Consider the following 24,603-nt stretch of genomic DNA (forward strand, 5'->3'; position numbering starts at 1 on the left):
CTTTACGTTCCCTGCAACTTTGTAAAAAACAGCGTCACCGTGGCGACGGTGACGCCAAATTTCTTCATCTCGGTTTTATTAAACAGATGGGTCTCATCCTGCAGATACATCCAGTCGTCAAACTTCAGTAGCCAGGTGCTCCCGCTGGCTTTTACGTTCATGCTGTAATGCCAGTTAAAGGCGTTGCCCGAGCCTTGCCCCGTGGCAACCCCTTCGATATCCCCTGCCGTTCCCTCGTAGCGATCGTTCCCCACGCGCCGGATATGCCATACCCGCTGCTGCTTCTCGCCGTCGTCGTAAACAAAGTGCTCATTGAGCGTCAGCGTATCGCCGATAACGTCCCCGGCGATCTCCACGTGAAAGCGGCGGATCTGTTTGCCGCTGCGATCCTGCACCATCCCCCACGCTTCGGTTTTGCCCTGGAAATAGTGGAAGATATCCAGCCGCGGCTGCTGCTGGCGATACTCGCTCACCTCGGTGCTACAGCCTGCCAGCAGCATCGTAAACGCCAGCGCCAGGGTCAGAATACGTTTCATTTTTGGCCTCCGATTAACTGCTGACGCAGCTCAGGATATTGCGTGCGGGGATCGAGCCAGATGGCCAGAAAGCGGGTGCTGAACGCCTCTGACTGTCGCGGGCCCAGTGGAATAAACGCTTTCCGGGTGGCCGGCTCGCGATACCAGAACTGCCCCTGCCCGTCATTGAGGACAAAGGCCAGCTGCGAGCCCGGCCGGACATCCGGCCACAGCGCCTAGAGCATCCGCAGCCAGGCTTCGCTTTGCGGCTCCTGCGCCAGGATCCCCTGCGCCTGCCACTGGTCGCGCGTGGCCTCGACCAGCTCATCGCGATCGATGTCGCGGGCGTAGGTAATAATCAGCGCCTGATTCGGGTTCCCCTGGCCGTAACGCCCGTCGGGGGTAAGCAGCTGAGAGGTATAGACGGTGAAGGGTCCCCAGGTCAGCGTGGCGTCGCCCACCTTGCGCCAGGCCAGCCAGTCGGCCGCCTGGGCCGCGGGCGTGACGATCGTTAAACAAAGCAGCAGAACCACAGCTCTCATTTTTGTCTCCCCATCAGCAGGTGGAAAAACAGCATCAGCACCAGCCAGCCCGGCGCCATCCAGCTGACGACGATAAAGGTCGGCTCCAGAAACGTGATGCCGCCCAGCCGCTCGCCGAACAGATAGGCCACCGGCCCTCCCGCGGCGGCCAGCAGGGTCAGCAGCCAGCCGGGTAACGTGGTGGTACGCGTCAGCTGCGTCCAGACGGTGGCGAACATCAGCCACAATGCCACCATCCATAGCGGCATCAGGGACTCGCCCGTGAAGGCAATGAGCCCGGTCAGGGCCCAGAGCGCGTCCAGCAGGCTACCCGCCGCCGCCAGCCCGATGGCGTAAAAACGGTATGCAGGCGGTAACAGCAGGCATGCCAGGATCGCCAGCGCAAGCCAGATAATCAGGCCCTGTTCGCGAAAGAGCACCACCAGCGCCCAGTAAAGATCGAACGCGACGGCCAGCAGGAAGACCTGAAGGTAGCGTCTCATACGCGCTCGGCGGTGAGTTGCACCACGCTAATGGTGCGGGCGTTAAACCCGGCTTCGCAGTAGCCAAAGTAGTACAGCCACATCCGGCGGAACCGTTCATCGAAGCCGAGCTTTTCAATCTCCTGCCAGGCATGAACAAAGCGCTGCCGCCAGTGGGCCAGCGTGCGGGCGTAGTCCGGCCCCATGTCGAAGAGATTGCGCACCACGAAGTCGGTGTGGCGCGTCATCAGCTCATTCATCGCTGTAATGCTTGGCAAAAAGCCGCCGGGGAAAATGTAGCGCTGGATAAAATCGACGCTTTTGCTGTAGTCGCGATAGCGCTGATCCTGGATGGTGATGGCCTGAATCGCCATCCGTCCTCCCGGACGCAGCCGCGTCTGGCAGGTGCGGAAGAACACCGGCAGATAGCGCTCGCCTACGGCCTCAATCATCTCTATCGAGACCAGCTTGTCGTATTGCCCGGTGAGGTCGCGATAGTCGCAGAGCAGCACCTCAACCCGATCCTGCAGCCCGGCGCGGGCGATCCGCTCCGTCGCCCAGACGTATTGCTCCTGCGAGAGCGTAGTGGTGGTCACCCGGCAGCCATAATGGCGGGCTGCGTATTCCGCCATCGCGCCCCAGCCGGTGCCGATTTCCAGCAGGTGATCGCCCGGGCTCAGCGCCAGCTGTTCACACAGGCGCGCCATTTTGGCCTGCTGGGCCGCCGTGAGATCCTGCTCGTCAGCGGTAAACAGCGCGCTGGAGTAGAGCAGCTCTTTATCCAGGAAGTGGCTATAAAAGGTGTTGCCCAAATCGTAATGGGCCGCAATATTTTCGCGCGCCTGCGCCCGTGAGTTTCGCCGGGTCCAGTGGCGCAGCCGCTCCAGCGGCCTGCCGAGCAGGCGAAACCCTTTTTCCAGACGGCCAAGCACCTCGCCGTTGAGCGCCAGCAGTTCCAGCAGCGGCGTGAGATGCGCGGTTTCCCATTCGCCATCCATCCAGGCTTCTGCCGCGGCAAGGCTGCCGCCCGTTAAGACGCGCCAGTAGACGCCGGGCGAGAGGATCTGCACGTCGGCATGCAGCGCGGAGGATGTCTCGCCAAAATGAAAGGTCTGCGCCCCTTCTCGCAGCGTGAGCGAGCCGCCGCGAATGCCGCTTAACAGCCTGAAAAGCAGCCAGCGTGCGATGCGGACGTTGCGCGGGATATCGGGTTCTAGCGCAAAGACGGGATCGGTCATGAGCGTTCACTCCTGCTGACGGGATGGTTATATAGCGGCATGCGCTTGAGCCACAGGCGCAGCGCCTGCCAGTAAATGGCGAAAACGGTTTTCAGGGTCATCAGCGGGATGCGCAGCAGCAGCGAGCGCAGCGCCGGGCGGGTCAGAGGCGCCCGGCGCAGGGCCAGCGTGGCGTCAAACACCTTCGCTTCCTGATGATTTTCAATGTGCATATGTAGCGTGTTGTCCGGGCTGTTAAAGCGCCAGTGGTAGATCATGTCCATCGGGTTGAAGGGGGAAACGTGAAACGCTTTTTCCGTGGGCTGCGCATCCTGCCCGTTGACGGCATAGTAATGACGCTCATTCCACGGCGTATTGCGGACCTCAGCCAGCACCCAGCGCAGGGTTCCCTTCCCGTCATAGCAGTAGTAAAAATTGACCGGATTAAAATGCAGCCCGAAATAGCGCAGCTGCGTCAGGAGCATAACCCGCCCGTCCGGACGTTCCCCGGTCAGGCTCTCCAGCCTGCTCAGCGCGTTCTCCTTAAGCGGCGTGCCGAGGGGATAGTCCGCGTCATGGAACGAGGCGGCGGCAAAGCGATTGCGCCGCACGCCGACGGAGGCCAGCAGCGGCAGTTCATCCAGATCCAGCCAGGCCATAAACACGCTGTAGCTAAATTCATGGGTTTTCGGCTGAAGGCGACGGTGGCGTAATACGCCGTGATAGAGGCAGCTGTTCATCTCAGTTCCCCTCTCCGGCCGCTATCGCATTGACCACGTCCAGCGCGCTGCGCACGCCATCTTCATGAAAACCGTTGTACCAGTAAGCCCCGCAGAACCAGCTCCGCCGCTGACCGTTGATCTCCCCGCGGCGCGCCTGCGCCCGCCAACTTTGCGGGTTAAACAGCGGATGTTCATAGATAAAGCGTTGCCAGACGAAGCGTTCGTCCACCGGCGTCTCCGGGTTGAGGGTGACGCAGAACAGCGGGCTGCCCGCAGGCAGCCCCTGCAGAATGTTCATGTTGTAGGTCACGCAGGCGCTGGCCTGCTCCCGATCGCTGAGGCGGTAGTTCCAGCTGGCCCATGCCCGCTGGCGCACCGGCAGCCAGCGCGGATCGCTGTGCAACACCACCTCGTTGCGCTGCCAGCCGATATCGCCCAGCACCTCGCGCTCTGCGGGGGTCGGGTCGCTAAGCATGGCCAGCGCCTGGGCGGAGTGGCAGGCAAAAATCACCTGGTCGAAGGTATGGCTGGCATCGTCGAGCTGGAGGGTGATGCCATCCGCATGGCGTTTCACACGCTGAACAGGCGCGTTCAGGTGCAGCGTCAGACGATCGCCCAGCTTGTCGAGCATCGCGCGGATATACTCCCGCGAGCCGCCGGGGACGACGTACCACTGCGGGCGATGGGTGATATCCAGCAGGCCGTGGTGGTCAAAGAAGCGTAAAAAGAGCGGCAGCGGGAAACGCTTCATCTCCTGCAGCGAGGATGACCAGATGGCGGCCCCCATCGGCAGAATGTAGTGGCGCGCAAAAAACGGCGTGAAGCCATGCTGGTCCAGAAACGTCTGCAGCGTGGCGTTAGGGTCCACCTCCCCGTCCAACGCCGCTTTCGCCAGGCGATTGAAGCGGACGATCTCGCCCAGCAGCCGCCAGAATGTTGGATTCACCAGGTTTCGGCGCTGGGCAAAGAGCGATGTCAGGGTGTGACCGTTGTACTCAAGCCCGGTCGCGGGATTGTGTACCGAAAAGCTCATCTGCGTTTTTTGCCCGCTGATGCCCAGCTCGCTGAGCAGGCCCATAAAGCGCGGATAGGTGCGGTCGTTGTAGACGATAAACCCGGTATCGATCGCATAGGTGCCCTGCGGCGTCGTCACGTCAACCGTTGCGGTATGCCCACCGGGCACGGATCCCGCTTCAAACAGGGTCACCTGATGGTGCCCGGCCAGCCGCCAGGCGCAGGTCAGCCCGGCGATGCCGCTGCCGATAATCGCAATCTTCATGAACGCACCATCCTGCGCAGCAGCGCGCGCTGCAAAAACGCGGGTAGCCCGGAGAGCAGCCGCAAAATGAAGCCAAACCCGGACGGAAACGCGATGTGCATTTTCCCTGCCGCCAGCCCGGTACGGATCGCCCTAACCGCCTCGTCGACGTTCACCCTGCCCGGCATGGCAAAATCGTTTTTCCGCGTCAGGGGCGTATCAACAAAGCCCGGCGAGACAACCGTGACGGCAATGCCTTTTGGCTCCCAGTCGAGGTGCAGGCTCTCGGCAAACCAGCTCAGCGCCGCCTTGGACGCGCCGTAGGCCTCCGCGCGGGGAAAAGGCAGCCAGTGGGCCATCGAACTCACCAGGACCACGCGGTTGCCCGCAACCAGCTGCGGCTGCAGCGCCTCAAGGCAATTCACCGGGCCGAGGAAATTTGTCGCCATCACCCGCTCCACCAGCGCCGCGTCCACCACGCCCTGCTCGAGGTATTCGCAGGTCCCGGCGCAGAGAATAATCAGATCGGCATAGCTGCCGGTCAGAGCCTGGCGACAGGCGTCCCTGTCTGTCATATCGAACAGGCGAACGGTGAGATTGGGGCAGGTTTGATGCAGGGCTTCCAGGCGTGCCGGATCGCGCCCGCAGGCAATCACATGGTAGCCGTCAGCGGAATAGGATTTTGCCAGCCCGGCACCGATGCCCGAGCTTGCCCCGGTAATCAGCACCGTCTTCATGATTTGACCCTCCGCTTCACGCCGCGCACCGCCCAGCCAAGTAGAGGAAGATGTTCGTAGATCATCTCTCCCGCATCGTAGTAGTCCCGCTGGCGCGTGATGAGATCGTTTTCCGTCTCCACCACTGAACACCCCGGCAGTTCGAGCGGCTCTCCTCCGGCAATGCGCGTGTGCGACCAGTGCATCACCCAGGTCACAGCAAAACGGCTGTCGCTGCACAAAGGCGGATCGATGGTAAAACGGCAATGCTCGACGTTAGCCAGCAGATGGGTGAAGTAGCGCTGAAGCGCGAAAATCCCGTCATGCTCGCCAAACGGATCGATAAGCGTGGCATTTGAATGATAAAGCCCAGCCAGCGCAGACGGCGGCTGGCTATCCAGTGCGGCGTAGTACTCAACAAACCGACTCACGACAGAGGGCAAAGTGCTCATGGGTCACATCCTGGCTGTAAACAACGTGGCGTTATCGCATAATTAAAACTTACACAATTAACGTTATTTGTCCAAGTTTGTGGCGATTTATTTTTTATTTTAAATAAATATCAATCGGTTGAGACGAGACAAAAAGAGAGGGTTTTGCAGGCCGAATAAGGCGTAGCCGCCACTCGACCTTAACTTTCAGGTTATCCTTAAGGCAAACTCGCCGGGCATCTTCCAAGCTTATTCTTTTTAATTCATAAGGATGCCTGACATGAAACGTTTCTTTCTCTCCCTGTTCTCCAGCCCCGAATCCTTGCTTCAGGTAATGAGCCAGCAGGAAATTATTGAAGCCGTCGAAGATGGCGATCGCATCATCATCGACCAGGACGGGAACGCCTCGGTGAACTACAAAAGCAACGAGGTGCGGCAGGATTTTCTGCGTCACGTCGACACGCTGAAGAGGGCCTGATATGGGAACGGCGATATTTATGGTGCTGATGGTATGCGGGTACTGGTACACCAGCCGCGACCTGTCGACCCGCTTTAAAATCAAGCGTTCCTTCGGCTGGGACGTCTATTTTCTGGTTGCGCTGTATGGCTGTATTTTCGTTCTGCAGGGCGTGATTGCCACGGGGCTGCTCTGGCTGCTGCTGCTCGGCCTGTCCGCCGCTAACAACGCTTTCCACTTCGCCTCACCGAAATATACCGACTGGCAAATCGACTTTATGAACTGGAGTTTTTTAGGCATTCAGGCGCCGGTGGTGGTTATGCTGGCGTTTGCCATCCTGTTTTGCCTCTACCGCTCTAACTGGGCGGGCAGCGCCAGGCTGGACGGTGAAAGCCGGAAAAAGCTCTACAAACGCCTTGCCCAGTCGAGCGGGATAGAACAACTGCTGTACCAGTGCATGGAGCAAGGCGAGCTGGCGCAGGTCACCCTCCGGTCGAGGCGGATTTACATCGGCATGATCCACACCGCGACGCTGGAATATGAAAAAACGGCGAATATCGTGCTAATCCCGATGTTAAGCGGGTACAGGGACGAGAAGACGATGAACCTGCGCATCGAGAATAATTACAGCAGGTGGTATGCGGAGCACGACATTACGCTCGACTCGGAACCCCGCAGCGCGATGTCATTCCGAAAGGTGATTTTACTCAATCAGATTGAGAGCCTCTCACTGTTCGATCCCGCCAGCGCCAGCGCGCTGTCGCTGGCACAGCAGGACACGCTTTCTAAAGAGGCATCCCCATAATTCTGAGAATGCTCTGCTGAGAAGCGGTTGCGAAAACAACGTCCTTCAGGCAGAGCATGCCCTGCTTTTGATAGAACCGGAAGGCGCCCGCGTTCTGCTCAAGCACTTCCAGCCAGAGATAGGTTTTCCCCTTGCTTCGGGCCATATCGATGATTTCGTTGAACATGACCTGCCCATAGTTCTTGCCGGTTTCAGCAGGATCAAGGTAGAGCTTGTTGAGGAGCACGCCCTGCCTATCCGTTTCTGGAATCTTGGCCTCCCAGGTCACTTTCATGAACCCCACGGGGCGGTCAGTTTCTGCCACCAACCAGGAAACCTGGCTCTCGGTCAGGCTCTGCTCAATGACGGAAGAGGCATACTCGGCGTCCAGGAAGTCCTTCATCTCTGCGTCTGATACCCACAGATGCTGAAAATGGGCGGGATAGATGCGGTATCCCAGCTCGCTTAAGCGTGCTGCATCGGCCCCGGTGGCCTGGCGAATACGAAACGTCATGGGGTTCTCCTTGCTAATAAACCTCGCTGACCCGCTTTACATGCTAGCGTAAGTCTCGCGTTTTTCTGCCCATTTCAGCATGGCATCAAGCGCTGGGCACAGTGCCTGCCCCCATTCGGTGAGACGATATTCCACTTTCGGCGGCACCTGAGGGTAGACCATCCGAGAAACGATACCGTCGGACTCGAGTTGTCGAAGCTGCTGCGCCAGCATCTTCTGGGAAATACCGGGGATCAGTTTTTCGAAATCAGAGTAGCGCTGCACTTTCCCGTCGAAAAGATGAAAAAGAATGATTAATTTCCAGCGGCCTTCCAGCAGCCGTAATACTTGTTCCACGCCGCTTGCAGCAGATTCAGGACTATATAACTTACTCATAATTTAGTAACTCACTTTTTCGTGCGTACTAGTAAATTTATCAGTCTATGTTGAATATACCTGTACTGTAAATAACGGGAGTTATAGGTCATGTCATTAGTTATTGATTTCACAGGTAAACGCGTGCTTGTTACCGCTGGCACAAAGGGGCTCGGAAAAGCAGTCGTCGGGCTTTTAAAACAACTCGGTGCAACGGTATTCACCACGGCGCGCCACGAACCCGATCAAAATATCGCAGATGCTTTCGTAGCCGCTGACCTTACGACGGTCGCGGGATGTACCTCAGTTGCATCAGCGGTTCAGGAACAGATGGGAGGTGCCGACGTGATTATCCATGTTGCAGGCGGTTCAACCTCACCTGGCGGCGGTTTTGCTGCGCTTGGCGAAGAAGCGTGGCAGCAGGAGCTCAACCTCAATTTGTTGCCTGCCGTACGCTTAGATCGCGCCCTGCTTCCAGGAATGCTCGCGCAGGGAAATGGGGTGATTATTCACGTGACGTCTATTCAGCGCGAATTGCCGTTACCGGAATCAACAACGGGTTATGCGGCGGCTAAAGCAGCCCTCTCAACCTACAGTAAAAGTCTTTCAAAGGAAGTCTCGCCGAAGGGTATTCGGGTGGTGCGCGTGGCACCCGGCTGGATCGAAACCGAAGCTGCGGTGGCGCTAGCTGAGAGGCTGGCAACCCAGGCAGGAACAGATTACGAAGGCGGTAAGCAGATCATTATGAAATCGTTGGGTGGAATACCGCTCGGACGCCCTGCCAAACCGATTGAAGTGGCTAACCTCATCGTCTTCCTCGCGTCATCTCATGCTGCGAGTATTACCGGCACTGAATTTGTAGTTGACGGCGGTACCATCCCGACAGTGTGACGCGGGTGCTTAATCGGCTCGGGATGAGGGCTGATTAAGCACAGGGGAATATTATTGGCCCGTCAGTTTTTCTAAACCTGTTTTTAACGCGTGTATTACCATGTCTGAATCCATTCCCATTTGTGCATGAATAATCGCCCCGTCAACAAGCATCATGATGTCATTACAGATCTGTTCATCCGTTATACCGGTGAGCATGCCGATTTTTTTCTTTGTTTCTGCTTTATGGTCGCGGCAAATCTCTTTAATTTCACTTTCAATATCTTCGGATTTTGCCTCTGCGCTGGCGTTAATAAACGCGCAGCCGTGAAACTCGGGCGAAACAAACCATTCATGAAGCGTTGCGGATAATGCACCAGACGCCGTCAGGCCTGCGTCGAGATGTCGACGCAGCGTGGTTTCAAACCAGTTAATCCATATTTCATGCCGGTACTGTAAATAGGCAAGAATAAGTAAGCTTTTACTCGGAAAATGGCGATAAAACGTCACCTTCGTCACTTTCGCCTCTTTAATCAGCGTATCTACCCCCGTCGCTTTGAAACCCGTGGAATAAAATAGATCGTGCGCCGTAATTAATATTTTATCCCTGACGCTGATTTTTTTATCGTTACTCATGACGGGTGTATTCACTTTTCGGCAGCCTCTAAAAGGAGTGTTGACAGCGTTATTTTTCAGGCATAGATTAGCGCAAGTAGACAGACCTGTCTACATAATAACAGACAGAGGTAATCGCAATGAACGCACGCCCTCCTTTACCGCCCTTCACGCGTGAAAGCGCCATCGAAAAAGTCAGACTGGCAGAAGACGGCTGGAATAGCCGCGACCCGGCGAAAGTCGCGCTGGCCTATACGCTGGATACCCAATGGCGCAACCGCGCGGAGTTCGCCACCAACCGTGAAGAGGCGCAGGCGTTTCTGGAGCGGAAATGGAAAAAAGAGCTCGATTATCGTCTGATTAAAGAGCTCTGGGCGTTTACGGATAACCGCATCGCCGTTCGCTATGCCTATGAATGGCATGATGATTCCGGCAACTGGTTCCGCTCTTACGGTAATGAAAACTGGGAGTTTGAACCGGACGGACTGATGAAGCGCCGTTTTGCCTGCGTAAACGATATGCCGATAAAAGCCGCTGAGCGACTGTTCCACTGGCCGCTGGGCAGACGCCCGGACGATCACCCCTCATTGAGCGATCTGGGGTTATAGTTTTGTCACCAAAATAAGAGATAGCGCGCATTTCGGTGACAACCTCAGGACTACCCTATGAGCGGTTTTCAGGAGGAACAAAATATGAAAAAGCTTCTGATATGTTGTTTGTTCGGTAATACCGCAAACGCTCTTGCCAAAAAAATGCAGTCCCTGGCAGAACAAGAAGGCTACCCACTGATGATTAGCGCCGTTGGGCTGGATAACTTCGCCAGCGTCGCCCCCGCTTTTGACGGTTTTCTTATCGCGCCGCACATTCAGTACAAACTCGATGAGATACACGCAACGGTGGGCAATACGCGTTCAATCGCCATCATTGAGAGTCTTCCCTACGCGTCTCTGGACGCGAAGAAGGTGTTCAATTTCGTGAAGGAGCAAATGCCTGAACTGGCTGCCTGACAGACAAGGCCGCATCGCTATTGCGGCCTCCTCGCCCCCGCAGACAGATAGATGCCATAGAGCGCGAAAAACAGTGATACACTTTCCCCACCTGGTTTATCGTCCCGTCTGAACGGCTCACGACGAAAACGAATGTAACCAAAATACGAAATGGTCACTCATTGTCAATCGTAGCCCGTCACGCTAAGCTTAAATAATGACTAAAAATATGAACGCCCCATCAACGCGTGGTCCCCTTGACCACTCTGTCAGAGAGCAAATCGTCGAAGCGGCTTTTGAGCACTTCGGCCACTATGGCTATGAAAAAACCACCGTGGCCGAACTGGCTAAATCCATCGGTTTTTCAAAGTCCTACATTTATAAATTTTTCGATTCCAAACAGGCTATTGGCGAGGTGATCTGCGCTAACCGCCTGGAGTTGATCATGGCGGCCGTGCTTGCGGCCATCAAAGATTCGCCGTCAGCAAGCGAAAAACTACGCCGTCTTTTCAAAGCGCTTACCGAGGCAGGCAGCGAGCTGTTTTTCCACGATCGTAAGCTTTACGACATTGCCGCCGTTGCCGCACGCGAGCAGTGGCCGTCGACTGAACGGTATGCAGAAAGCCTGATGAAGCTGATTGAGAGCATCATTATCGAAGGCAGGCAGGCCGGCGAGTTCGAGAGAAAAACGCCGCTGGATGAGGTCACCCAGGCCATCCACATGGTGATGTGCCCTTATATTAATCCCGTACAGCTGCAGTACAACCTCGAGACGGCCCCCGCTGCGGCGGTGCTGCTCTCTTCGCTGGTTTTAAGAAGCCTGGCCCCCTAATTTGTGACCATTGACTTTATTGGTCACTAGTCAGAGAATGCGGATACCGTCCTGTTACGTCGATAAGGTTTCCCCATGCTCAGGCTCACTTCAGCCCGCGTTGCCGTTTGTCTCCTGCCGTTTGCCCTGGTGGCGTGCGGCGATAATTCCGCGAGTGACGATCCGCGCACTCAGCCACCGCTCGTCAGATCCGCCTCGGTCGAGCTTGCGAACAATACCGACCGCGCCTTTACGGGGGTGGTGGTCGCCAGAACGCAAAGCGATTTAGGCTTCAGGGTTCAGGGAAAAATCCTCGAACGCCTGGTGGATACCGGGCAGACCGTCAAGCAGGGTCAGCCGTTGCTGCGCCTCGATCCGGTTGACCTCAAATTACAGGCCCAGGCGCAGCAGCGCGCGGTGGATGCCGCCCGGGCGCGTGAGCGAAAAGCGTCCAGCGATGAGGCGCGCTATCGCGGCCTTGTGGCATCCGGCGCCGTGTCTGCTTCGGAGTATGACCAGATCAAAGCCGCGGCCGATACGGCCAGGGCCGAGCTCAGCGCGGCCCGCGCGCAGGCTAACGTGGCGCAAAACGCCACCGGCTACGCCGTACTGCTGGCAGATTCAGACGGCGTGGTGATGGAAACGCTCGCCGAGCCGGGCCAGGTCGTCAGCGCCGGTCAGGTGGTGATCCGGCTTGCCAGAGCGGGACAGCGTGAAGCGCTTGTGCAGTTCCCGGAGACCTTGCGCCCTGCCGTCGGCAGCGAGGCGCAGGCTACGCTGTATGGCAACGAAAAGCACCCGGTCACCGCAACGCTGCGCCAGCTCTCTGATTCAGCGGACGCCGCTACCCGCACCTTTGAAGCACGATACGTCCTGGAAGGGGCCCTGGCCAACGCGCCGCTGGGGGCCACCGTCACGTTGAACATTGCAGACGCGAAAGCGCAAGGCCAGGTCATGCAGGTTCCGCTGGCCTCGCTCTACGATGCGGGCAAAGGCCCCGGCGTCTGGCGCATTTCCGCTCCGCCGGCAAAGGTCGCCTGGACGCCCGTCAACGTGCTGAGCGTGGGTGAAGCTGCGGCGCAGGTCACGGGCGGCGTGAAGCCCGGCGAGAAGATCGTTGCGTTAGGCGCGCATCTTCTGCACGAGGGTGAAGTCGTCAGGCTTGCCGTACAACGCGATGCCACCCGCGCGGAGAACACGCCATGAGCGGAAGCCGCTTTAACCTGTCAGCGCTTGCCGTTCGCGAGCGTTCAGTCACGCTGTTTCTGATCGTTCTCGTGACGATTGCCGGTATTTACGCCTTTTTTGGGCTTGGACGCGCGGAAGATCCGCCCTTCACCGTAAAGCAGATGACGGTGATCACCGTCTGGCCGGGTGCCACCGCGCAGGAAATTCAGGATCAGGTTGCCGAACCGCTGGAGAAGCGCCTGCAGGAACTCAAATGGTATGACCGGACGGAAACCTATACCCGCCCCGGCATGGCCTTTATCACCCTGTCATTGCAGGACAAAACGCCGCCCGCTGAGGTGCAGGACGAGTTCTACCAGGCGCGCAAGAAGCTTGGAGACGAGTCCCAGCGTCTTCCGGCGGGCGTCATCGGCCCGATGATGAATGACGAATTCGCGGATGTCACCTTTGCCCTCTTTGCCTTAAAGGCGAAGGGCGAGCCCCAGCGGCAGCTGGTGCGCGATGCCGAAGGCCTGCGCCAGCAGCTTCTGCACGTGCCTGGCGTGAAGAAAGTCAACATTATCGGCGAACAGGCCGAACGGATTTATATCTCCTTCTCGCACGATCGTCTGGCGACGATGGGACTCTCGCAGCAGGATATTTTCAATGCGCTTAACAGCCAGAACGCGTTAACCGCTGCGGGTGCCATTGAGACCCGGGGCGCGCAGATATTCATCCGCCTGGACGGTGCCTTTGATGAACTGCAGAAGATCCGCGATACGCCATTTGTTGCTCAGGGGAAAACGCTCAAGCTCTCCGATGTGGCAACGGTTGAGCGCGGCTACGAAGATCCCCCGACGATGCTGATACGCAATCAGCACGAGCCCGCCCTTCTGCTGGGCATCGTGATGCGTGAAGGGTGGAACGGCCTGTCGCTGGGTAAAGCGCTGGATGCGGAAACGGCAAAAATTAATGATGCCCTTCCTCTCGGCATGACCCTGACCAAAGTCACCGACCAATCCGTGAATATCCGCTCGTCGGTTGATGAGTTTATGATCAAATTCTTCGTTGCCCTGCTCGTGGTGATGGTGGTCTGTTTTGTCAGCATGGGCTGGCGCGTGGGCGTGGTGGTGGCGGCGGCGGTCCCGCTGACGCTGGCGGTCGTCTTCGTGGTGATGGAGGCCGCGGGGATTAACTTTGACCGCGTCACGCTGGGCTCCCTGATCCTCGCCCTCGGCCTGCTGGTTGATGATGCCATTATCGCCATCGAAATGATGGTGGTGAAGATGGAGGAAGGTTACGACAGAATCAAAGCCTCAGCCTACGCCTGGAGCCATACCGCCGCGCCCATGCTGGCGGGTACTCTGGTGACGGCCATTGGCTTTATGCCGAATGGTTTTGCCCAGTCGACCGCCGGGGAATACACCAGCAATATGTTCTGGATTGTCGGTCTCGCCCTGATTGCGTCGTGGTTTGTCGCCGTGGTGTTCACCCCTTATCTGGGTGTGAAGATCCTGCCGAACATTCCAGAAGTAGAAGGCGGACATGCCGCCATCTATAACACGCCCCGATACAACCGTTTTCGCCAGCTGCTTGGCCGCGTTATCGCCAGAAAATGGCGGGTGGCCGGCTCCGTGGTCGCCATCTTCATCCTGGCCGTGCTCGGCATGGGGCTGGTGAAAAAACAATTCTTCCCGACCTCCGATCGCCCGGAAGTGCTGGTTGAGGTGCAGATGCCCTACGGCACCTCAATTGCCCAGACCAGCGCCGCCTCTGCGAAAATAGAAGCCTGGCTGAGCAAGCAGCCGGAGGCCAAAATCGTTACCGCCTATATTGGTCAGGGTTCACCGCGTTTTTATCTGGCAATGGCGCCCGAGCTTCCCGACCCTTCATTTGCGAAAATCGTGATCCTGACGGACAGCGAGACGTCTCGCGAGGCGCTGAAGTTCAGGCTCAGGGAGGCCGTCGCCAGCGGCCTTGCGCCCGAAGCCCGCGTGCGGGTGACGCAGCTGGTATTCGGCCCCTACTCTCCCTTCCCGGTCGCCTGGCGCGTATCGGGGCCGGACGTCGATACCGTGCGCGACATCGCGGATAAGGTAAAAGCCGTGCTCCAGGCAAGCCCGATGATGCGAACCGTTAACACCGACTGGGGATCGCGGGTGCCCGTTTTACATTTCACCCTCGATCAGAACCGCCTGCAGGCCACCGGCTTAACCTCCAGCACCGTCGCCCAGCAGCTCCAGTTTCTGTTATCGGGCGTGCCGATTACCGCCGTGCGGGAAGACATTCGTTCGGTAGAGGTGATGGGCCGCGCGGCAGGCGATATCCGCCTCGATCCGGCAAAAATCGAGGGCTTCACCCTTGTAGGTAATGCGGGACAGCGCGTTCCGCTGTCTCAGATCGGCAAGATTGAGATCGGCATGGAAGACCCGCTTCTGCGCCGTCGCGATCGCACCCCCACTATTACCGTGCGGGGCGACATAGCCGACAATCTTCAGCCGCCGGACGTGTCGACCGCCATAATGAAACAGCTCCAGCCGATTGTTGATACGCTGCCGGCCGGCTACCGCATCGACATGGCGGGGTCGATTGAAGAATCGGGCAAAGCCACGCAGGCCATGTTGCCGCTGTTCCCGATCATGATTGCCCTGACGCTGCTGATCATCATTTTGCAGGTGCGTTCTCTTTCGGCGATGGTAATGGTGTTCCTTACCGCTCCGCTGGGGTTGATTGGCGTTGTGCCGACCCTGCTGATCTTTAATCAGCCGTTCGGCATCAACGCCCTGGTGGGCCTGATCGCCCTGTCAGGCATTCTTATGCGCAATACGCTGATTCTGATCGGGCAAATCGATCATAACCAGAAGGACGGCCTCGATCCGTTCCAGGCGGTGGTTGAAGCGACGGTCCAGCGTGCGCGTCCGGTATTACTGACTGCCATGGCCGCCGTGCTGGCGTTCATTCCCCTGACGCATTCCGTATTCTGGGGAACGCTGGCCTGGACGCTGATCGGCGGAACGCTGGGCGGAACGATAATAACGCTCGTCTTCCTGCCCGCGATGTATGCGATCTGGTTCCGGATCCGCCCTGTGGAACAACGCGTGCAGCCCACCACGGAAAACGTGTAAACTACCATCGGTAGATAACTATATTGAGGAAAGCATGGTTGTTAAGCGCTTAAGAAAAGAGGACCGCCGCGTTCAGCTACTGGAAGTTGCGCGTGGGATCGTCCGCCAGCAAGGCACGGAGGCACTGACGCTGGGCTATCTGGCTGAACGGGCCAACGTGACAAAGCCTATTCCCTACGATCACTTCGGCGATCGCGAAGGGCTGCTGATGGCGCTGTACCAGGATTATAGCGATCGGCAGCTGGCTAAATTCCGTGAGACGCTGGCGGTAGACAGCAAAACGCTGGAAAAGACAATCCGCTTTTTCAGCGCTGCCTATATCGATTGCGCGATTACCGCCGGCCCGGAAACCGGGCCAATCGCCGCGGCGCTGTCCGGTTCCCACGCGCTGCAGACGTTCCGGGAAGCCTGCGTGGCCGAATGCGCCGACTGCCTGCGCACCGCGCTTTCTCCTTTTATCGTGCTGAAAGGTGTCCAGGGTGAAGCGGTGCTGACGGCCATCATTGGTGCGGCGGACGCGCTCAGTACCGCCGCGGGTAACGGCGTGCTCGCCCGAAATGTGGCGGAAGATATGCTCAGCGGCGCCATGTCCGGCGTGCTGGAGACCTACGCCAATAGCACAAAATGATCGTAGCAGGCGGATTGACACCTAAGTTACCAATAGTAATATAGGTGTCAATTCACTCCCCTGTTGAGGTTTCTATGTCTGCTACAAACATCATCAAGAATGCGCTGATCGTGACGGCTCACCCTGTCGAAAATTCGTTATCTCATTCACTGGCAGATCGCATTGCCGGAAAGCTTCGCGAACAAGGTATGCAGGTCGAGATTGCCGACCTGCATGCCGAAGGCTTTAATTCGGCCATGACTCGACCCGATCTGGATTTGTATCACGGTGATGCCAGCGCCCTCCCCGACGATATTCTACACGAGCAGCAGCGCGTCGAGCGTGCGGATATGCTGGTGTTTGTCTTCCCGGTGTACTGGTGGTCGGTTCCCGCGCTGTTGAAAGGCTGGTTCGATCGCGTACTGACCCTAAACTGGGCGTACAAGGTGGCAGAAGATGGCCGGATTGTCGGTAATTTACGTGACGTTCCCGTTCACCTTATCGCTACTGCCGGCACCGACGCTAGCGGGTTCGATAAGCATGGTTATTCAACGGCGATGCAGACGCAGATCGTCGAGGGCGTCTTCGGCTTCTGCGGTTTGAAGAACGTTACGCTCGATATCCTTTATCAGGCTGATACGGCGACGCCTGCTCAGGTTGAGGATTTCCTGCAAAGCCTCGGCAATATTAAATAATATCAGCCAGTGAACTTTATATCATCCGGGCGCAACGCTGACGTTGTGTAGCACCAATATTATAATGTCACTTTTTGCGGCATATAAGGATACAACCTTCGCTGCAACAAGGACATCCGGATGCTGGTGACTGTGTCAGATATAGAATTAAACCGCGTTAACGTCATTCAGGCGGTCTGTGAAAAGCGGCTCAGACGGCGTGATGCAGCCGCTCATCTGGAACTGACTGAACTGCAGGTACAGCGGCTGGTCAACCGTTACCGTGAATCAGGCGCAGCAGCACTGGCTCACGGCCACAGGGGAAAGCCCGGCAATCATTGTTATTGTCTGCCTGACCCCTTTAAACTTCATGTACTGGCTCTGGTGCACTGAGAGCCATCAACCCCGTATTAGCCAATCCGGAAGAATTCAGAGCCAGTCTGATAAAATAGAGCAGACATCCCGGCCTTCATTTAGCACTACGAATGCAGGTGGCAGGGCGGTAGAAAATGATTTCAGGGTCACCTTCATCAAGGTTGTCTATGTAACCGCTTGGTCTGAAGCCCAACCTGACAAACAACTCCTGCATCTGCCTGTTCGACATGTTGGCGGAACCGAACAATTTCGAGTCGGTGATAGCTGACTCGAAATGTCTAACAATTGCTGTGCCTAACCCCTGGTTACGATATTCTACGCCTACCATCACCATCTCAATAAAAGGCTGGTCAAAGAAATGGCGCGTTAATACGCCGTAAGCGACCACCCGATTATTTACCTCTGCAACACAACAGCACGCCGACCCGAGCCAGTAACGAATTTGGTCACGTCGCGCCATGCTCTCTGCGGCAACTGAGTCGATGGCGCAAAGCGCCTCATAGTCATCAATACTAGCTGAACGTACGCACATGATCTCATCTTCTCCGTAGTAGCCAACTGCAATAGTTGTCAGAGTCCGAAGTAGGCTTTCTGAAACTTAATCGCAATAAACTGTTTTTTCATTGTGTTACGGAACTCCCTTTTTATACTTGACCATCATAATAAAAAGTTGAAGACAGTTCTCTAAAGAAGAAAATGTGACATTTTAAATTTGCAATAACACGTTGCACCTACTGATGTTGGTGTATTGAAGAGAATCTCTCACCAGGGCTATAACTGGACACGATAGTTGCGTTAACAGCGAAATAAACAAAGGTCATTGCATGGTTAAGTCAGTTCAGCCAACAACCCCCCTCACCACCACCGACACCTTCGGCGGCGTGGGCGTATCTGTAGCGAACGACTGACAAACAGAACCTCATCCCCGCCAATCTGGACGGGGAAATGTGTCTCCGTTCATCACCTTCTGAATGGAGAAAGAAAATGGTTTCATCTGACAATGCTCTCTTAGTTATCGACATGCAGCAGGGACTGTTCAATGGCCCGGTTTCCCCCTGTTCCGCCGATGCCGTTCTGGCAAATATCCGTTTGTTAATAGCCAAAGCGCGTCACGCGCAGGTGCCCGTCTTTTTTGCCCGCCATACCGGGCCTGATAACTCTCCGTTTTCAGAGAAGAGTCCGTTAACAAGCCTGCTACCCAAACTGGAGGTGAAGCGTGAGGTGGATGTTGTTTTCACAAAGCGCTATCCCAGCTGTTTTCGGGATACCGTATTGCAGCGTGAACTTAATCAGAGAGGCATCAAACAGCTGGTCATTGCCGGGATGAAGACAGAGTTTTGTGTCGATACCACTTGTCGGATTGCACCGGAACTGGGTTTCAGGACGGTATTGATTTCAGATGCACATACCACAATGGATAATGAATATTTATCTGCCAATGACATCATTACTCATCACAACAGCACGCTGGCAGGCCCATTCGTGACGCTGTCGACTGCCAGTGACTGGCATTTTAATACTGTCAGTTGAGTCAGCGGGATCTTGTCTATCTTGCCCGGCTCGCCCTTACGCGCGCCGGGCACCGGAGAGAATCTTAGAGGGTAAAACCACCGTCACCCACTTGCGCCTGAGCGTACCACTTCATCAGCTCGGCGGTGCCTGGTGCGTTTTCAGCCGGTGACCATGAAGCGGTATCGTGCTCAGCCACGGGCTGATAACCGCCGTGTTTTACCTCAAAAATAACGCCGCCTTTATCCAGGGACAGCACGGCATGCCAGGTCCCTGCGTCCATCTCCAGCACCTTGCACTCTTCACCTAATACAACGCGCTTAGTCACGGTACCGTTGTCATCAAAATTCAGCACCAGAAAGCGGCCGCTAAGCGCGGTCAGCAGTTCAAACGTGTGCGGGTGGCGATGAGGGCGAACATAAGTACCGGGCTCCATCGCAATGGCCAGGCGCTGCACCGGGTCGCTCAGCTCAGGATGTAAATTACGATGCGCGCGTAAGCGGGGAGAATTTGCGGCCTGCTCGCTCTGTTGCTGCAGGTCACTGAAAGTAATTTGTTTCATATACACCTTTATGAATAGGATCGGCTGACGGCAACCCGATTGCCGCAAGACGTTATATCATTTGGAACAGTTGATGAGCCATGGCATTTGTGAAACAAATCGCTGCAGGGAGAAATTACGCGAGGCTGATGTCCGAAGCGCCACTTTTCGCGGCGACATCGCGCACAACGTTGAGTAAAACTCACATTAATTCTCACTATTTATCGTTTTTCAAACACGTTTATCTTGAAATACAATCCGCACAGCCCTGGGATATATTTATCACGTCTAAAAATAATGAATACCAAGCCTGTATGGAGCACCTATGACACTCGATGTTTTATTCCGTGTGACGAAAATTATCGCGGCACATAAAAACGGTACCGGTGAAAATTTACATGAAATAATAAAGATTCTTTCAGCAGAAAAAGAGAACTCAGAAGTGCTGTCACCCTTTATCCATCGGCTGCATCTGCTCTCTTTCGCTCAGGGCAATCCGGGCAACGCCGAGGAGCTGCTCGCAGCGCATTTACCAAAAGATGATGGGATCCTCCCGCTGCTTGACTTCGCGGACTGGCCCCGGGTGCGTTACGCCGCGTCGGGCGAAGCGCAGACGGCGGAATCAGAGGAGTATTTCCGTAAAATGACCTCGGCTGCTAATCTGTTACGTTCAGCGCTGATCGATGCCGAACGCGCAAAGGGAACGCCTGCGCTGTATATTCTCGATAAATTGCTCAACCTGAATAGCGCCCTGCCGGAAAGATATAGAAAAATGGCGAACATTCCCTACGCGTAAATACATTTAATATGCAGGACATCCCATAAGGAATATCCTGCATTGATATTGTTAAAGCCGTTTTTCATCGTATTCAAGACAGACGATATCCAGGGCGGGAACAACCGGCGAGTTAAGGTTAAGCCAGTTCAGCAGCCGTTCAATACTCTGCGCTCGGAGCGAATTTTTCGGCCAGACAAGATAGTAGCCGTCTCCCGTGGCGATGGCTTCCCTGAAGGGCAATGCGAGCAAGCCACTTTTCAGGGCTTCCAGCGTGAGACGAAGGTCCGCCATCGCGACGCCGTGTCCGTTCATGGCGGCCAGGCTTCCCTGCTCCAGGGTGTCGAACACAATCCCGCTACTCATGTCGAGCCCGGGAAAAAACCCCGTCCTTTTCAGCCAGCGTCGCCAGTCTCGTCGGTCCGGCGAGGGATGAATCAGATCGCACTGCGGAAGCTGCTGCCGGGCTGATTCAAGCAAAGACGGGGTACAAACAGGAATAAGCCATTCACTGAAAAGCAGCCGGCTCTCTGTTGCTTCACCAAAATAGCCATTACCGAGGAGGATCGCACAATCGTATGGCTCGCGGCTGAAGTCAACCGTGTCGAAGTCCATCCAGACGCTGGCAATTTCGATTTTGGGTTTCGCATGGTTCTCGCGAAAGGTTTTCAGAACATTAAGAAGCCATCGCATCGTCAGGCTGCTGGGTGCTTTAAGACGCAGAAGGTGATTTTCACTTTTAAATGCGCGGCAGGCCCACTCGATGCTGGTGAAACTCTCGCTCAGATGTCCGGCCAGAATACGCCCGGCGTCACTGACCTCGACTCTCGGGCCTTGCCGTTTAAAAAGCTCACAGTCGAACCACATTTCAAGCGTCCGGACATGTCTGCTGACCGCCCCCGGCGTGATGTTGAGCGCTTCAGCGGCCTTGCTGAAGGAGTTCAACCGCGCGGCAACTTCAAACGCGCGCAGGGCATACAGTGGAGGTAAGGCCATAATTTCCCTTTCAGTGAGGTTTATTCATGCAGTGGTTTTATCGGTACCCGGCGACGTATCCGCCTCGTCCTCGGGCGGAAACGTCAGCAATAACTCCCTGAGCAGGGACTCAAGCTGCGCGCGCTGTGCGTCAGATAAGTTTCCCAGCAGCGCATTTTGCGTTTGGGTATGAACGAGCAGCGCCTGTTCGATACGCTCCAGCCCGAGTGACGTCAGGCTTACGAGAGTGCTGCGCTTGTCATCGGGATCGGCAACTCGCCGGATAAGCCCCTGTTGTTCTAGATGCGTAAGCCGGTTCGTCATCGCCCCGGAGGTGATCAGTAGCGATTTATACAGCTGCGTGGGCGAAAGACAGTACGGCTCTCCGGCGCGACGCAGCGTGGCGAGCACGTCAAATTCGCCCTCGCGAAAGCCAAACGCCGCCATGGCCTGCGCGCGTTTTTTTCCCAGATGCTTCATTAGCCTGAGCATTCGGCCAAAAATTTTCATCGACGAGGCGTCCAGCTCAGGCATGGCGCGGCTCCACTGGTCGACGACGAAGTCTACATGGTCTTTCATTTTCACCCCTGATGGCGTGGGAATTTATCGTGTTGTGCGGTACATCTTACACAAAAACACATTTTATCTTAACGTTAAGATAAATGCTCGCGGCGATTTGCCAGAGCTATTCACAACCGAAAAGGATTCCATGTTGAAACGCACGTCTCCATTACTCTTCGCCATTATCGCGTTTATCGTCGGGTTGAACCTGCGCCCCATTCTGGCATCTGTCGGGCCGCTTTTTTCCGTGCTACAGCGCGAAACGGGGCTGACGGCCACACAATTCAGCCTGCTGACCACCCTGCCGGTCGCGATGATGGGCCTGGCCGCCCTGTGCGGACCCTGGCTGCTAGCCAGAGTCGGTGCAGTCCGGGGGATCGCGATCGGTCTTTTCATCCTGCTGGTGGCCTGTTTATTACGCGGCTTGAGCGCTTCGCTGGCGGGGCTGATGGGCACTGCGTTACTCGGCGGGGCCAGCATCGGCACGATCCAGGCGTTAATGCCTGCCCTGATTAAAAAAGAGTATGCCCAAACGGCCAGCACGGTTATGTCGCTGTTCAGCACGGGCATTATGGCCGGTGCAGCATTAGCCGCCGCCAGCGCTGAACCGTTGTTTTCGTGGCTGACGCTGAAACCGGCGCTGGCCATGGCAGGCCTGTTAGCACTGCTTGCGCTGATGCCGTGGCTGGCCCTCGTAACGCGTTCGCAAAGTGAGAATACGGCCCGCGAAGCCGTTACGCTCTCCTCCTCCCGGACAGGGTTACTGCTGCTCTTTTTCGGCGTCGGGACGGGAGCCTATACGCTGGTGCTCGCCTGGCTGCCGCCGCTCTATATTCAGGCGGGATGGTCCGCACGCAGCAGCGGCTATATGCTGGCCTGGCTGACGTTAACCGAGGTGGTCGCAGGGTTTGTCGTCTCCGCGCTGATTGGTAAATTCCCCGACCGCCGCGTTCCGCTGATTACGGTCCTGCTGCTGCTGCTGGCAGGATTACTGTGTCTGGTCTTTGCGCCGGGCACCACGCCGGTGTTATCAACACTGCTGCTTGGCACAGGGATCGGCGCCCTCTTCCCGCTGTCGCTCATCGTCACCTTCGATCACGCCCGCACGCCCGCGCAGGCCGGGAAGCTATTGTCTAACGTTCAGGGAGGTGGATATATGATTGCCGCGCTAATGCCGTTAATTGCAGGGATCGTTCGCGACAGCGCAGTTTCACTGACCAGCGCATGGCTGGTCATGAGTGCGGGTGTTATCCTGCTGATCGTCATCGCGCTGAAGTTTAAACCCGTCGTGAAGGCGCAGGTGCGGTGAATGCGGTACCCGATTTGAGAGCCTTACTAAAAATTTTCCAGCCAATTAAGGAGTGGATATGTCGCAGACGTTACCGGGAATCGATGTCTTATTTATCGCCGGCTTCGGGCCTATTTCGCAAAGCACCGACGCCAGCACCGCGTTTTATGTCCAGACGCTCGGTTTGCCGCTGAAGCCGATGGAAGGAAATGCCGACTATCTGCTCACTGAAGAGGGACAGTTGCCAGGCGTGAAGCATTTTGCCGTCTGGCCGCTCTCGCAGGCGGCAACCTCCTGTTTTGGTGAAGCGCAGTGGCCCTCTGAGCACCCGATACCGCAGGGATGGATTGAATATGAGGTGCAGGACCTGGATTCTGCTACCCGCATTTTGAGCGAAAAAGGCTATCGCCTGCTGGTGGCCAACCGCATCGAACCGTGGGGACAGACCGTTACTCGCCTGCTCAGCCCGGAGGGCCTGCTGACCGGACTGACGATCACGCCGTGGCTGCGCGGGTAAACGGAATTTATTGTTGCGCCGGTTACAGTGAATCAACTGACTGCTATTTTGCACCGAGCCGGTAATGTTTTAAATATTATCGGCCGCCTCCTTCAGGCGGCCCAAAGTTAAATATCGCCCCTTACGTCAAATTATAAAAAATTACCAAAACTGGCAGTTGATTCTTATTTGCGTGACTTTTAATATTTCCCTGCAACTCATTGATTAATTTGTTTTAGGGAAATAAAAATGACAAGAAATATTGTTGCGGGAATGATGATGGCCGCGTTTTCAGGGGCGGTATATGCAGGTGTCTCACAAGTCACCCCGGATTTCTCACCGGAAAGCTTCACGGTTTCGGCCTCTGCCGGGATGCTGAGCGGAAAATCCCACGAGATGGTTTATGACGAAGTCACAGGAAGAAAAGTTAGCCAGCTGGACTGGAAAATAAAAAATGTCGCTATTCTGAAAGGCGATATTTCCTGGGACGCGTACTCATTTTTGACGCTGAACGCCCGCGGCTGGACCTCTCTGGCATCAGGCTCAGGTCACATGGATGACTATGACTGGATGAATGCAAAGCAATCCTCCTGGACAGACCATTCAAGCCATCCTGCGACCAACGTCAACTATGCCAATGAATACGATCTCAACGTAAAAGGCTGGATCTTCCAGGGCGATAATTATAAAGCGGGCGTCACCGCAGGTTATCAGGAAACCCGCTTCAGCTGGACGGCGACCGGTGGTTCTTACAATTACGACAACGGCGCCTATCAGGGGAATTTCCCGGCAGGTGAACGCGGCATTGGTTATAGCCAGCGCTTCTCTATGCCGTATATTGGCCTTGCAGGTCAGTACCGCTTTAATGACTTTGAATTTAACGCCCTGTTCAAATTCAGTGACTGGGTTCGCGCGCATGATAACGACGAGCACTATATGCGCGATCTGACCTTCCGCGAAAAGACTTCTGATTCCCGCTATTATGGCGCGTCCGTTGATGCCGGATATTACGTGACGCCGCACGCGAAAGTTTTTGCTGAATTTACCTATAGCAGTTACGAAGAAGGTAAAGGCGGTACGCAGATTATTGATACCAATACCGGGCAGTCCGGCTCTATTGGCGGGGACGCTGCGGGTATTTCTAACCACAACTATACCATTACAGCGGGTCTGCAATATCGCTTCTAATTCAGACGTTAAAACAGACCAGGCCCCTTACGGGGCCTGAGATTGATGACAAACCCTGCCATCAACATT

General features: G+C 56.1%; 29 protein-coding genes and 2 pseudogenes. 16 read left to right on the forward strand and 15 right to left on the reverse strand.

Annotated features, from left to right (window positions below):
• Positions 1–2: 2 nt before the first annotated feature.
• The 8 genes and pseudogenes from ABR39_RS21365 to ABR39_RS21400 all read right to left on the reverse strand — a co-directional run bounded on the left by ABR39_RS21365 (position 3) and on the right by ABR39_RS21400 (position 5,883).
• Positions 3–536, reverse strand: a complete 534-nt coding sequence (locus ABR39_RS21365) for a DUF3833 domain-containing protein (RefSeq protein ID WP_047348619.1) — start codon at positions 534–536, stop codon at positions 3–5.
• Positions 533–1,057: pseudogene (locus ABR39_RS21370) on the reverse strand (hypothetical protein). Before ABR39_RS21370 ends, ABR39_RS21365 begins: the two are co-directional and overlap by 4 nt.
• Positions 1,054–1,539, reverse strand: coding sequence for a DUF2878 domain-containing protein (locus ABR39_RS21375; RefSeq protein ID WP_047348620.1), 486 nt, complete (start codon positions 1,537–1,539; stop codon positions 1,054–1,056). Before ABR39_RS21375 ends, ABR39_RS21370 begins: the two are co-directional and overlap by 4 nt.
• The gene (locus ABR39_RS21380) at positions 1,536–2,756 is read right to left on the reverse strand and encodes an SAM-dependent methyltransferase (RefSeq protein ID WP_047348621.1); all 1,221 of its coding nucleotides are present in this window, start codon (positions 2,754–2,756) and stop codon (positions 1,536–1,538) included. The genes ABR39_RS21375 and ABR39_RS21380 overlap by 4 nt, the downstream gene beginning before the upstream one ends.
• A complete protein-coding gene (locus ABR39_RS21385) occupies positions 2,753–3,475 on the reverse strand; it encodes a DUF1365 domain-containing protein (protein ID WP_047348622.1) in 723 nt (240 codons plus the stop codon). The genes ABR39_RS21380 and ABR39_RS21385 overlap by 4 nt, the downstream gene beginning before the upstream one ends.
• Position 3,476: 1 nt before the next feature.
• Positions 3,477–4,736, reverse strand: coding sequence for an NAD(P)/FAD-dependent oxidoreductase (locus ABR39_RS21390; protein ID WP_047348623.1), 1,260 nt, complete (start codon positions 4,734–4,736; stop codon positions 3,477–3,479).
• Positions 4,733–5,452 (reverse strand): SDR family NAD(P)-dependent oxidoreductase, encoded by a 720-nt coding sequence (locus tag ABR39_RS21395; protein WP_047348624.1) that lies wholly within the window; start codon positions 5,450–5,452, stop codon positions 4,733–4,735. The genes ABR39_RS21390 and ABR39_RS21395 overlap by 4 nt, the downstream gene beginning before the upstream one ends.
• Positions 5,449–5,883 (reverse strand): nuclear transport factor 2 family protein, encoded by a 435-nt coding sequence (locus tag ABR39_RS21400; protein WP_047348625.1) that lies wholly within the window; start codon positions 5,881–5,883, stop codon positions 5,449–5,451. Before ABR39_RS21400 ends, ABR39_RS21395 begins: the two co-directional genes overlap by 4 nt.
• Before the next feature lie 259 nt (positions 5,884–6,142).
• On the opposite strand from ABR39_RS21400, the gene ABR39_RS21405 reads away from it, so the two are divergent.
• Together ABR39_RS21405 and ABR39_RS21410 are read left to right on the forward strand one after the other, a co-directional pair.
• Positions 6,143–6,340 (forward strand): hypothetical protein, encoded by a 198-nt coding sequence (locus ABR39_RS21405; RefSeq protein ID WP_023335609.1) that lies wholly within the window; start codon positions 6,143–6,145, stop codon positions 6,338–6,340.
• A 1-nt stretch (position 6,341) separates the two neighbouring features.
• Positions 6,342–7,124, forward strand: a complete 783-nt coding sequence (locus ABR39_RS21410) for a hypothetical protein (protein ID WP_047348626.1) — start codon at positions 6,342–6,344, stop codon at positions 7,122–7,124.
• Here ABR39_RS21410 and ABR39_RS21415 read toward each other — a convergent pair.
• Together ABR39_RS21415 and ABR39_RS21420 are read right to left on the reverse strand one after the other, a co-directional pair.
• On the reverse strand, positions 7,105–7,617 hold the full coding sequence (locus ABR39_RS21415) for a GNAT family N-acetyltransferase (protein ID WP_047348627.1): 513 nt from the start codon (positions 7,615–7,617) through the stop codon (positions 7,105–7,107). The two genes, ABR39_RS21410 and ABR39_RS21415, sit on opposite strands and share 20 nt — an antisense overlap.
• A gap of 36 nt (positions 7,618–7,653) precedes the next feature.
• Positions 7,654–7,992 (reverse strand): winged helix-turn-helix transcriptional regulator, encoded by a 339-nt coding sequence (locus ABR39_RS21420; protein WP_047348628.1) that lies wholly within the window; start codon positions 7,990–7,992, stop codon positions 7,654–7,656.
• Between the two features lie 90 nt (positions 7,993–8,082).
• Here ABR39_RS21420 and ABR39_RS21425 point away from each other — a divergent pair, with 90 nt between their 5' ends.
• Positions 8,083–8,862: an SDR family oxidoreductase gene (locus ABR39_RS21425; RefSeq protein WP_047348629.1), complete on the forward strand. Its 780-nt coding sequence runs from the start codon at positions 8,083–8,085 to the stop codon at positions 8,860–8,862.
• 51 nt (positions 8,863–8,913) lie between these two features.
• Here the strand turns inward: ABR39_RS21425 and ABR39_RS21430 are convergent, their stop codons facing one another.
• Positions 8,914–9,477, reverse strand: a complete 564-nt coding sequence (locus ABR39_RS21430; protein WP_047348630.1) for a TetR/AcrR family transcriptional regulator — start codon at positions 9,475–9,477, stop codon at positions 8,914–8,916.
• Between the two features lie 119 nt (positions 9,478–9,596).
• Between ABR39_RS21430 and ABR39_RS21435 the strand changes: the two genes are divergently transcribed.
• The 8 genes and pseudogenes from ABR39_RS21435 to ABR39_RS25160 all read left to right on the forward strand — a co-directional run.
• Positions 9,597–10,064, forward strand: coding sequence for a DUF1348 family protein (locus ABR39_RS21435; protein WP_047348631.1), 468 nt, complete (start codon positions 9,597–9,599; stop codon positions 10,062–10,064).
• A gap of 84 nt (positions 10,065–10,148) precedes the next feature.
• Positions 10,149–10,463, forward strand: a complete 315-nt coding sequence (locus ABR39_RS21440; protein ID WP_047349060.1) for a PTS sugar transporter subunit IIB — start codon at positions 10,149–10,151, stop codon at positions 10,461–10,463.
• Between the two features lie 196 nt (positions 10,464–10,659).
• The gene (locus ABR39_RS21445; protein WP_047348632.1) at positions 10,660–11,274 is read left to right on the forward strand and encodes a TetR/AcrR family transcriptional regulator; all 615 of its coding nucleotides are present in this window, start codon (positions 10,660–10,662) and stop codon (positions 11,272–11,274) included.
• Between the two features lie 75 nt (positions 11,275–11,349).
• The gene (locus ABR39_RS21450; RefSeq protein ID WP_047348633.1) at positions 11,350–12,459 is read left to right on the forward strand and encodes an efflux RND transporter periplasmic adaptor subunit; all 1,110 of its coding nucleotides are present in this window, start codon (positions 11,350–11,352) and stop codon (positions 12,457–12,459) included.
• On the forward strand, positions 12,456–15,545 hold the full coding sequence (locus ABR39_RS21455) for an efflux RND transporter permease subunit (protein ID WP_047348634.1): 3,090 nt from the start codon (positions 12,456–12,458) through the stop codon (positions 15,543–15,545). The genes ABR39_RS21450 and ABR39_RS21455 overlap by 4 nt, the downstream gene beginning before the upstream one ends.
• A gap of 34 nt (positions 15,546–15,579) precedes the next feature.
• A complete protein-coding gene (locus tag ABR39_RS21460; protein WP_047348635.1) occupies positions 15,580–16,173 on the forward strand; it encodes a TetR/AcrR family transcriptional regulator in 594 nt (197 codons plus the stop codon).
• A 74-nt stretch (positions 16,174–16,247) separates the two neighbouring features.
• Positions 16,248–16,847 carry an NAD(P)H-dependent oxidoreductase gene (locus ABR39_RS21465; protein ID WP_047348636.1) on the forward strand — a complete coding sequence of 200 codons (600 nt, stop codon included), beginning with the start codon at positions 16,248–16,250 and terminating at the stop codon, positions 16,845–16,847.
• A gap of 120 nt (positions 16,848–16,967) precedes the next feature.
• Positions 16,968–17,216: pseudogene (locus tag ABR39_RS25160) on the forward strand (helix-turn-helix domain-containing protein); the annotation flags it as partial.
• Between the two features lie 79 nt (positions 17,217–17,295).
• Here the strand turns inward: ABR39_RS25160 and ABR39_RS21470 are convergent.
• Positions 17,296–17,733, reverse strand: a complete 438-nt coding sequence (locus ABR39_RS21470; protein ID WP_047348637.1) for a GNAT family N-acetyltransferase — start codon at positions 17,731–17,733, stop codon at positions 17,296–17,298.
• Positions 17,734–18,185: 452 nt separating this feature from the next.
• On the opposite strand from ABR39_RS21470, the gene ABR39_RS21475 reads away from it, so the two are divergent.
• Entirely contained in the window at positions 18,186–18,731 is a 546-nt protein-coding gene (locus ABR39_RS21475; RefSeq protein WP_047348638.1) for a cysteine hydrolase family protein, read from the forward strand.
• A gap of 64 nt (positions 18,732–18,795) precedes the next feature.
• Here ABR39_RS21475 and ABR39_RS21480 read toward each other — a convergent pair whose 3' ends face one another.
• Entirely contained in the window at positions 18,796–19,272 is a 477-nt protein-coding gene (locus ABR39_RS21480; protein WP_047348639.1) for a WbuC family cupin fold metalloprotein, read from the reverse strand.
• A 304-nt stretch (positions 19,273–19,576) separates the two neighbouring features.
• On the opposite strand from ABR39_RS21480, the gene ABR39_RS21485 reads away from it, so the two are divergent.
• The gene (locus ABR39_RS21485) at positions 19,577–20,047 is read left to right on the forward strand and encodes a hypothetical protein (RefSeq protein ID WP_047348640.1); all 471 of its coding nucleotides are present in this window, start codon (positions 19,577–19,579) and stop codon (positions 20,045–20,047) included.
• Positions 20,048–20,098: 51 nt separating this feature from the next.
• Here ABR39_RS21485 and ABR39_RS21490 read toward each other — a convergent pair whose 3' ends face one another.
• Together ABR39_RS21490 and ABR39_RS21495 are read right to left on the reverse strand one after the other, a co-directional pair.
• Complete coding sequence (locus ABR39_RS21490; RefSeq protein WP_047348641.1) at positions 20,099–21,022, reverse strand: LysR substrate-binding domain-containing protein; 924 nt, start codon at positions 21,020–21,022, stop codon at positions 20,099–20,101.
• Between the two features lie 24 nt (positions 21,023–21,046).
• The gene (locus tag ABR39_RS21495; protein WP_047348642.1) at positions 21,047–21,580 is read right to left on the reverse strand and encodes a MarR family winged helix-turn-helix transcriptional regulator; all 534 of its coding nucleotides are present in this window, start codon (positions 21,578–21,580) and stop codon (positions 21,047–21,049) included.
• A gap of 130 nt (positions 21,581–21,710) precedes the next feature.
• Here ABR39_RS21495 and ABR39_RS21500 point away from each other — a divergent pair, with 130 nt between their 5' ends.
• The 3 genes from ABR39_RS21500 to ABR39_RS21510 all read left to right on the forward strand — a co-directional run bounded on the left by ABR39_RS21500 (position 21,711) and on the right by ABR39_RS21510 (position 24,534).
• The gene (locus ABR39_RS21500; RefSeq protein ID WP_047348643.1) at positions 21,711–22,871 is read left to right on the forward strand and encodes an MFS transporter; all 1,161 of its coding nucleotides are present in this window, start codon (positions 21,711–21,713) and stop codon (positions 22,869–22,871) included.
• 58 nt (positions 22,872–22,929) lie between these two features.
• A complete protein-coding gene (locus tag ABR39_RS21505) occupies positions 22,930–23,367 on the forward strand; it encodes a VOC family protein (protein WP_047348644.1) in 438 nt (145 codons plus the stop codon).
• Positions 23,368–23,595: 228 nt separating this feature from the next.
• The gene (locus ABR39_RS21510; RefSeq protein ID WP_047348645.1) at positions 23,596–24,534 is read left to right on the forward strand and encodes an omptin family outer membrane protease; all 939 of its coding nucleotides are present in this window, start codon (positions 23,596–23,598) and stop codon (positions 24,532–24,534) included.
• Positions 24,535–24,603: the final 69 nt, after the last annotated feature.

It is taken from the genome of Enterobacter genomosp. O (genome assembly GCF_001022965.1).
Taxonomy (GTDB): domain Bacteria; phylum Pseudomonadota; class Gammaproteobacteria; order Enterobacterales; family Enterobacteriaceae; genus Enterobacter; species Enterobacter cloacae_L.

Bases quoted from the DNA above. Each gene is read 5' to 3' on its own strand.
- ABR39_RS21365 (WP_047348619.1), bottom strand. From the start codon at position 536: ATGAAACGTATTCTGACCCTGGCGCTGGCGTTTACGATGCTGCTGGCA.
- ABR39_RS21375 (WP_047348620.1), bottom strand. From the start codon at position 1,539: ATGAGACGCTACCTTCAGGTCTTCCTGCTGGCCGTCGCGTTCGATCTT.
- ABR39_RS21380 (WP_047348621.1), bottom strand. From the start codon at position 2,756: ATGACCGATCCCGTCTTTGCGCTAGAACCCGATATCCCGCGCAACGTC.
- ABR39_RS21385 (WP_047348622.1), bottom strand. From the start codon at position 3,475: ATGAACAGCTGCCTCTATCACGGCGTATTACGCCACCGTCGCCTTCAG.
- ABR39_RS21390 (WP_047348623.1), bottom strand. From the start codon at position 4,736: ATGAAGATTGCGATTATCGGCAGCGGCATCGCCGGGCTGACCTGCGCC.
- ABR39_RS21395 (WP_047348624.1), bottom strand. From the start codon at position 5,452: ATGAAGACGGTGCTGATTACCGGGGCAAGCTCGGGCATCGGTGCCGGG.
- ABR39_RS21400 (WP_047348625.1), bottom strand. From the start codon at position 5,883: ATGAGCACTTTGCCCTCTGTCGTGAGTCGGTTTGTTGAGTACTACGCC.
- ABR39_RS21405 (WP_023335609.1), top strand. From the start codon at position 6,143: ATGAAACGTTTCTTTCTCTCCCTGTTCTCCAGCCCCGAATCCTTGCTT.
- ABR39_RS21410 (WP_047348626.1), top strand. From the start codon at position 6,342: ATGGGAACGGCGATATTTATGGTGCTGATGGTATGCGGGTACTGGTAC.
- ABR39_RS21415 (WP_047348627.1), bottom strand. From the start codon at position 7,617: ATGACGTTTCGTATTCGCCAGGCCACCGGGGCCGATGCAGCACGCTTA.
- ABR39_RS21420 (WP_047348628.1), bottom strand. From the start codon at position 7,992: ATGAGTAAGTTATATAGTCCTGAATCTGCTGCAAGCGGCGTGGAACAA.
- ABR39_RS21425 (WP_047348629.1), top strand. From the start codon at position 8,083: ATGTCATTAGTTATTGATTTCACAGGTAAACGCGTGCTTGTTACCGCT.
- ABR39_RS21430 (WP_047348630.1), bottom strand. From the start codon at position 9,477: ATGAGTAACGATAAAAAAATCAGCGTCAGGGATAAAATATTAATTACG.
- ABR39_RS21435 (WP_047348631.1), top strand. From the start codon at position 9,597: ATGAACGCACGCCCTCCTTTACCGCCCTTCACGCGTGAAAGCGCCATC.
- ABR39_RS21440 (WP_047349060.1), top strand. From the start codon at position 10,149: ATGAAAAAGCTTCTGATATGTTGTTTGTTCGGTAATACCGCAAACGCT.
- ABR39_RS21445 (WP_047348632.1), top strand. From the start codon at position 10,660: ATGACTAAAAATATGAACGCCCCATCAACGCGTGGTCCCCTTGACCAC.
- ABR39_RS21450 (WP_047348633.1), top strand. From the start codon at position 11,350: ATGCTCAGGCTCACTTCAGCCCGCGTTGCCGTTTGTCTCCTGCCGTTT.
- ABR39_RS21455 (WP_047348634.1), top strand. From the start codon at position 12,456: ATGAGCGGAAGCCGCTTTAACCTGTCAGCGCTTGCCGTTCGCGAGCGT.
- ABR39_RS21460 (WP_047348635.1), top strand. From the start codon at position 15,580: ATGGTTGTTAAGCGCTTAAGAAAAGAGGACCGCCGCGTTCAGCTACTG.
- ABR39_RS21465 (WP_047348636.1), top strand. From the start codon at position 16,248: ATGTCTGCTACAAACATCATCAAGAATGCGCTGATCGTGACGGCTCAC.
- ABR39_RS21470 (WP_047348637.1), bottom strand. From the start codon at position 17,733: ATGTGCGTACGTTCAGCTAGTATTGATGACTATGAGGCGCTTTGCGCC.
- ABR39_RS21475 (WP_047348638.1), top strand. From the start codon at position 18,186: ATGGTTTCATCTGACAATGCTCTCTTAGTTATCGACATGCAGCAGGGA.
- ABR39_RS21480 (WP_047348639.1), bottom strand. From the start codon at position 19,272: ATGAAACAAATTACTTTCAGTGACCTGCAGCAACAGAGCGAGCAGGCC.
- ABR39_RS21485 (WP_047348640.1), top strand. From the start codon at position 19,577: ATGACACTCGATGTTTTATTCCGTGTGACGAAAATTATCGCGGCACAT.
- ABR39_RS21490 (WP_047348641.1), bottom strand. From the start codon at position 21,022: ATGGCCTTACCTCCACTGTATGCCCTGCGCGCGTTTGAAGTTGCCGCG.
- ABR39_RS21495 (WP_047348642.1), bottom strand. From the start codon at position 21,580: ATGAAAGACCATGTAGACTTCGTCGTCGACCAGTGGAGCCGCGCCATG.
- ABR39_RS21500 (WP_047348643.1), top strand. From the start codon at position 21,711: ATGTTGAAACGCACGTCTCCATTACTCTTCGCCATTATCGCGTTTATC.
- ABR39_RS21505 (WP_047348644.1), top strand. From the start codon at position 22,930: ATGTCGCAGACGTTACCGGGAATCGATGTCTTATTTATCGCCGGCTTC.
- ABR39_RS21510 (WP_047348645.1), top strand. From the start codon at position 23,596: ATGACAAGAAATATTGTTGCGGGAATGATGATGGCCGCGTTTTCAGGG.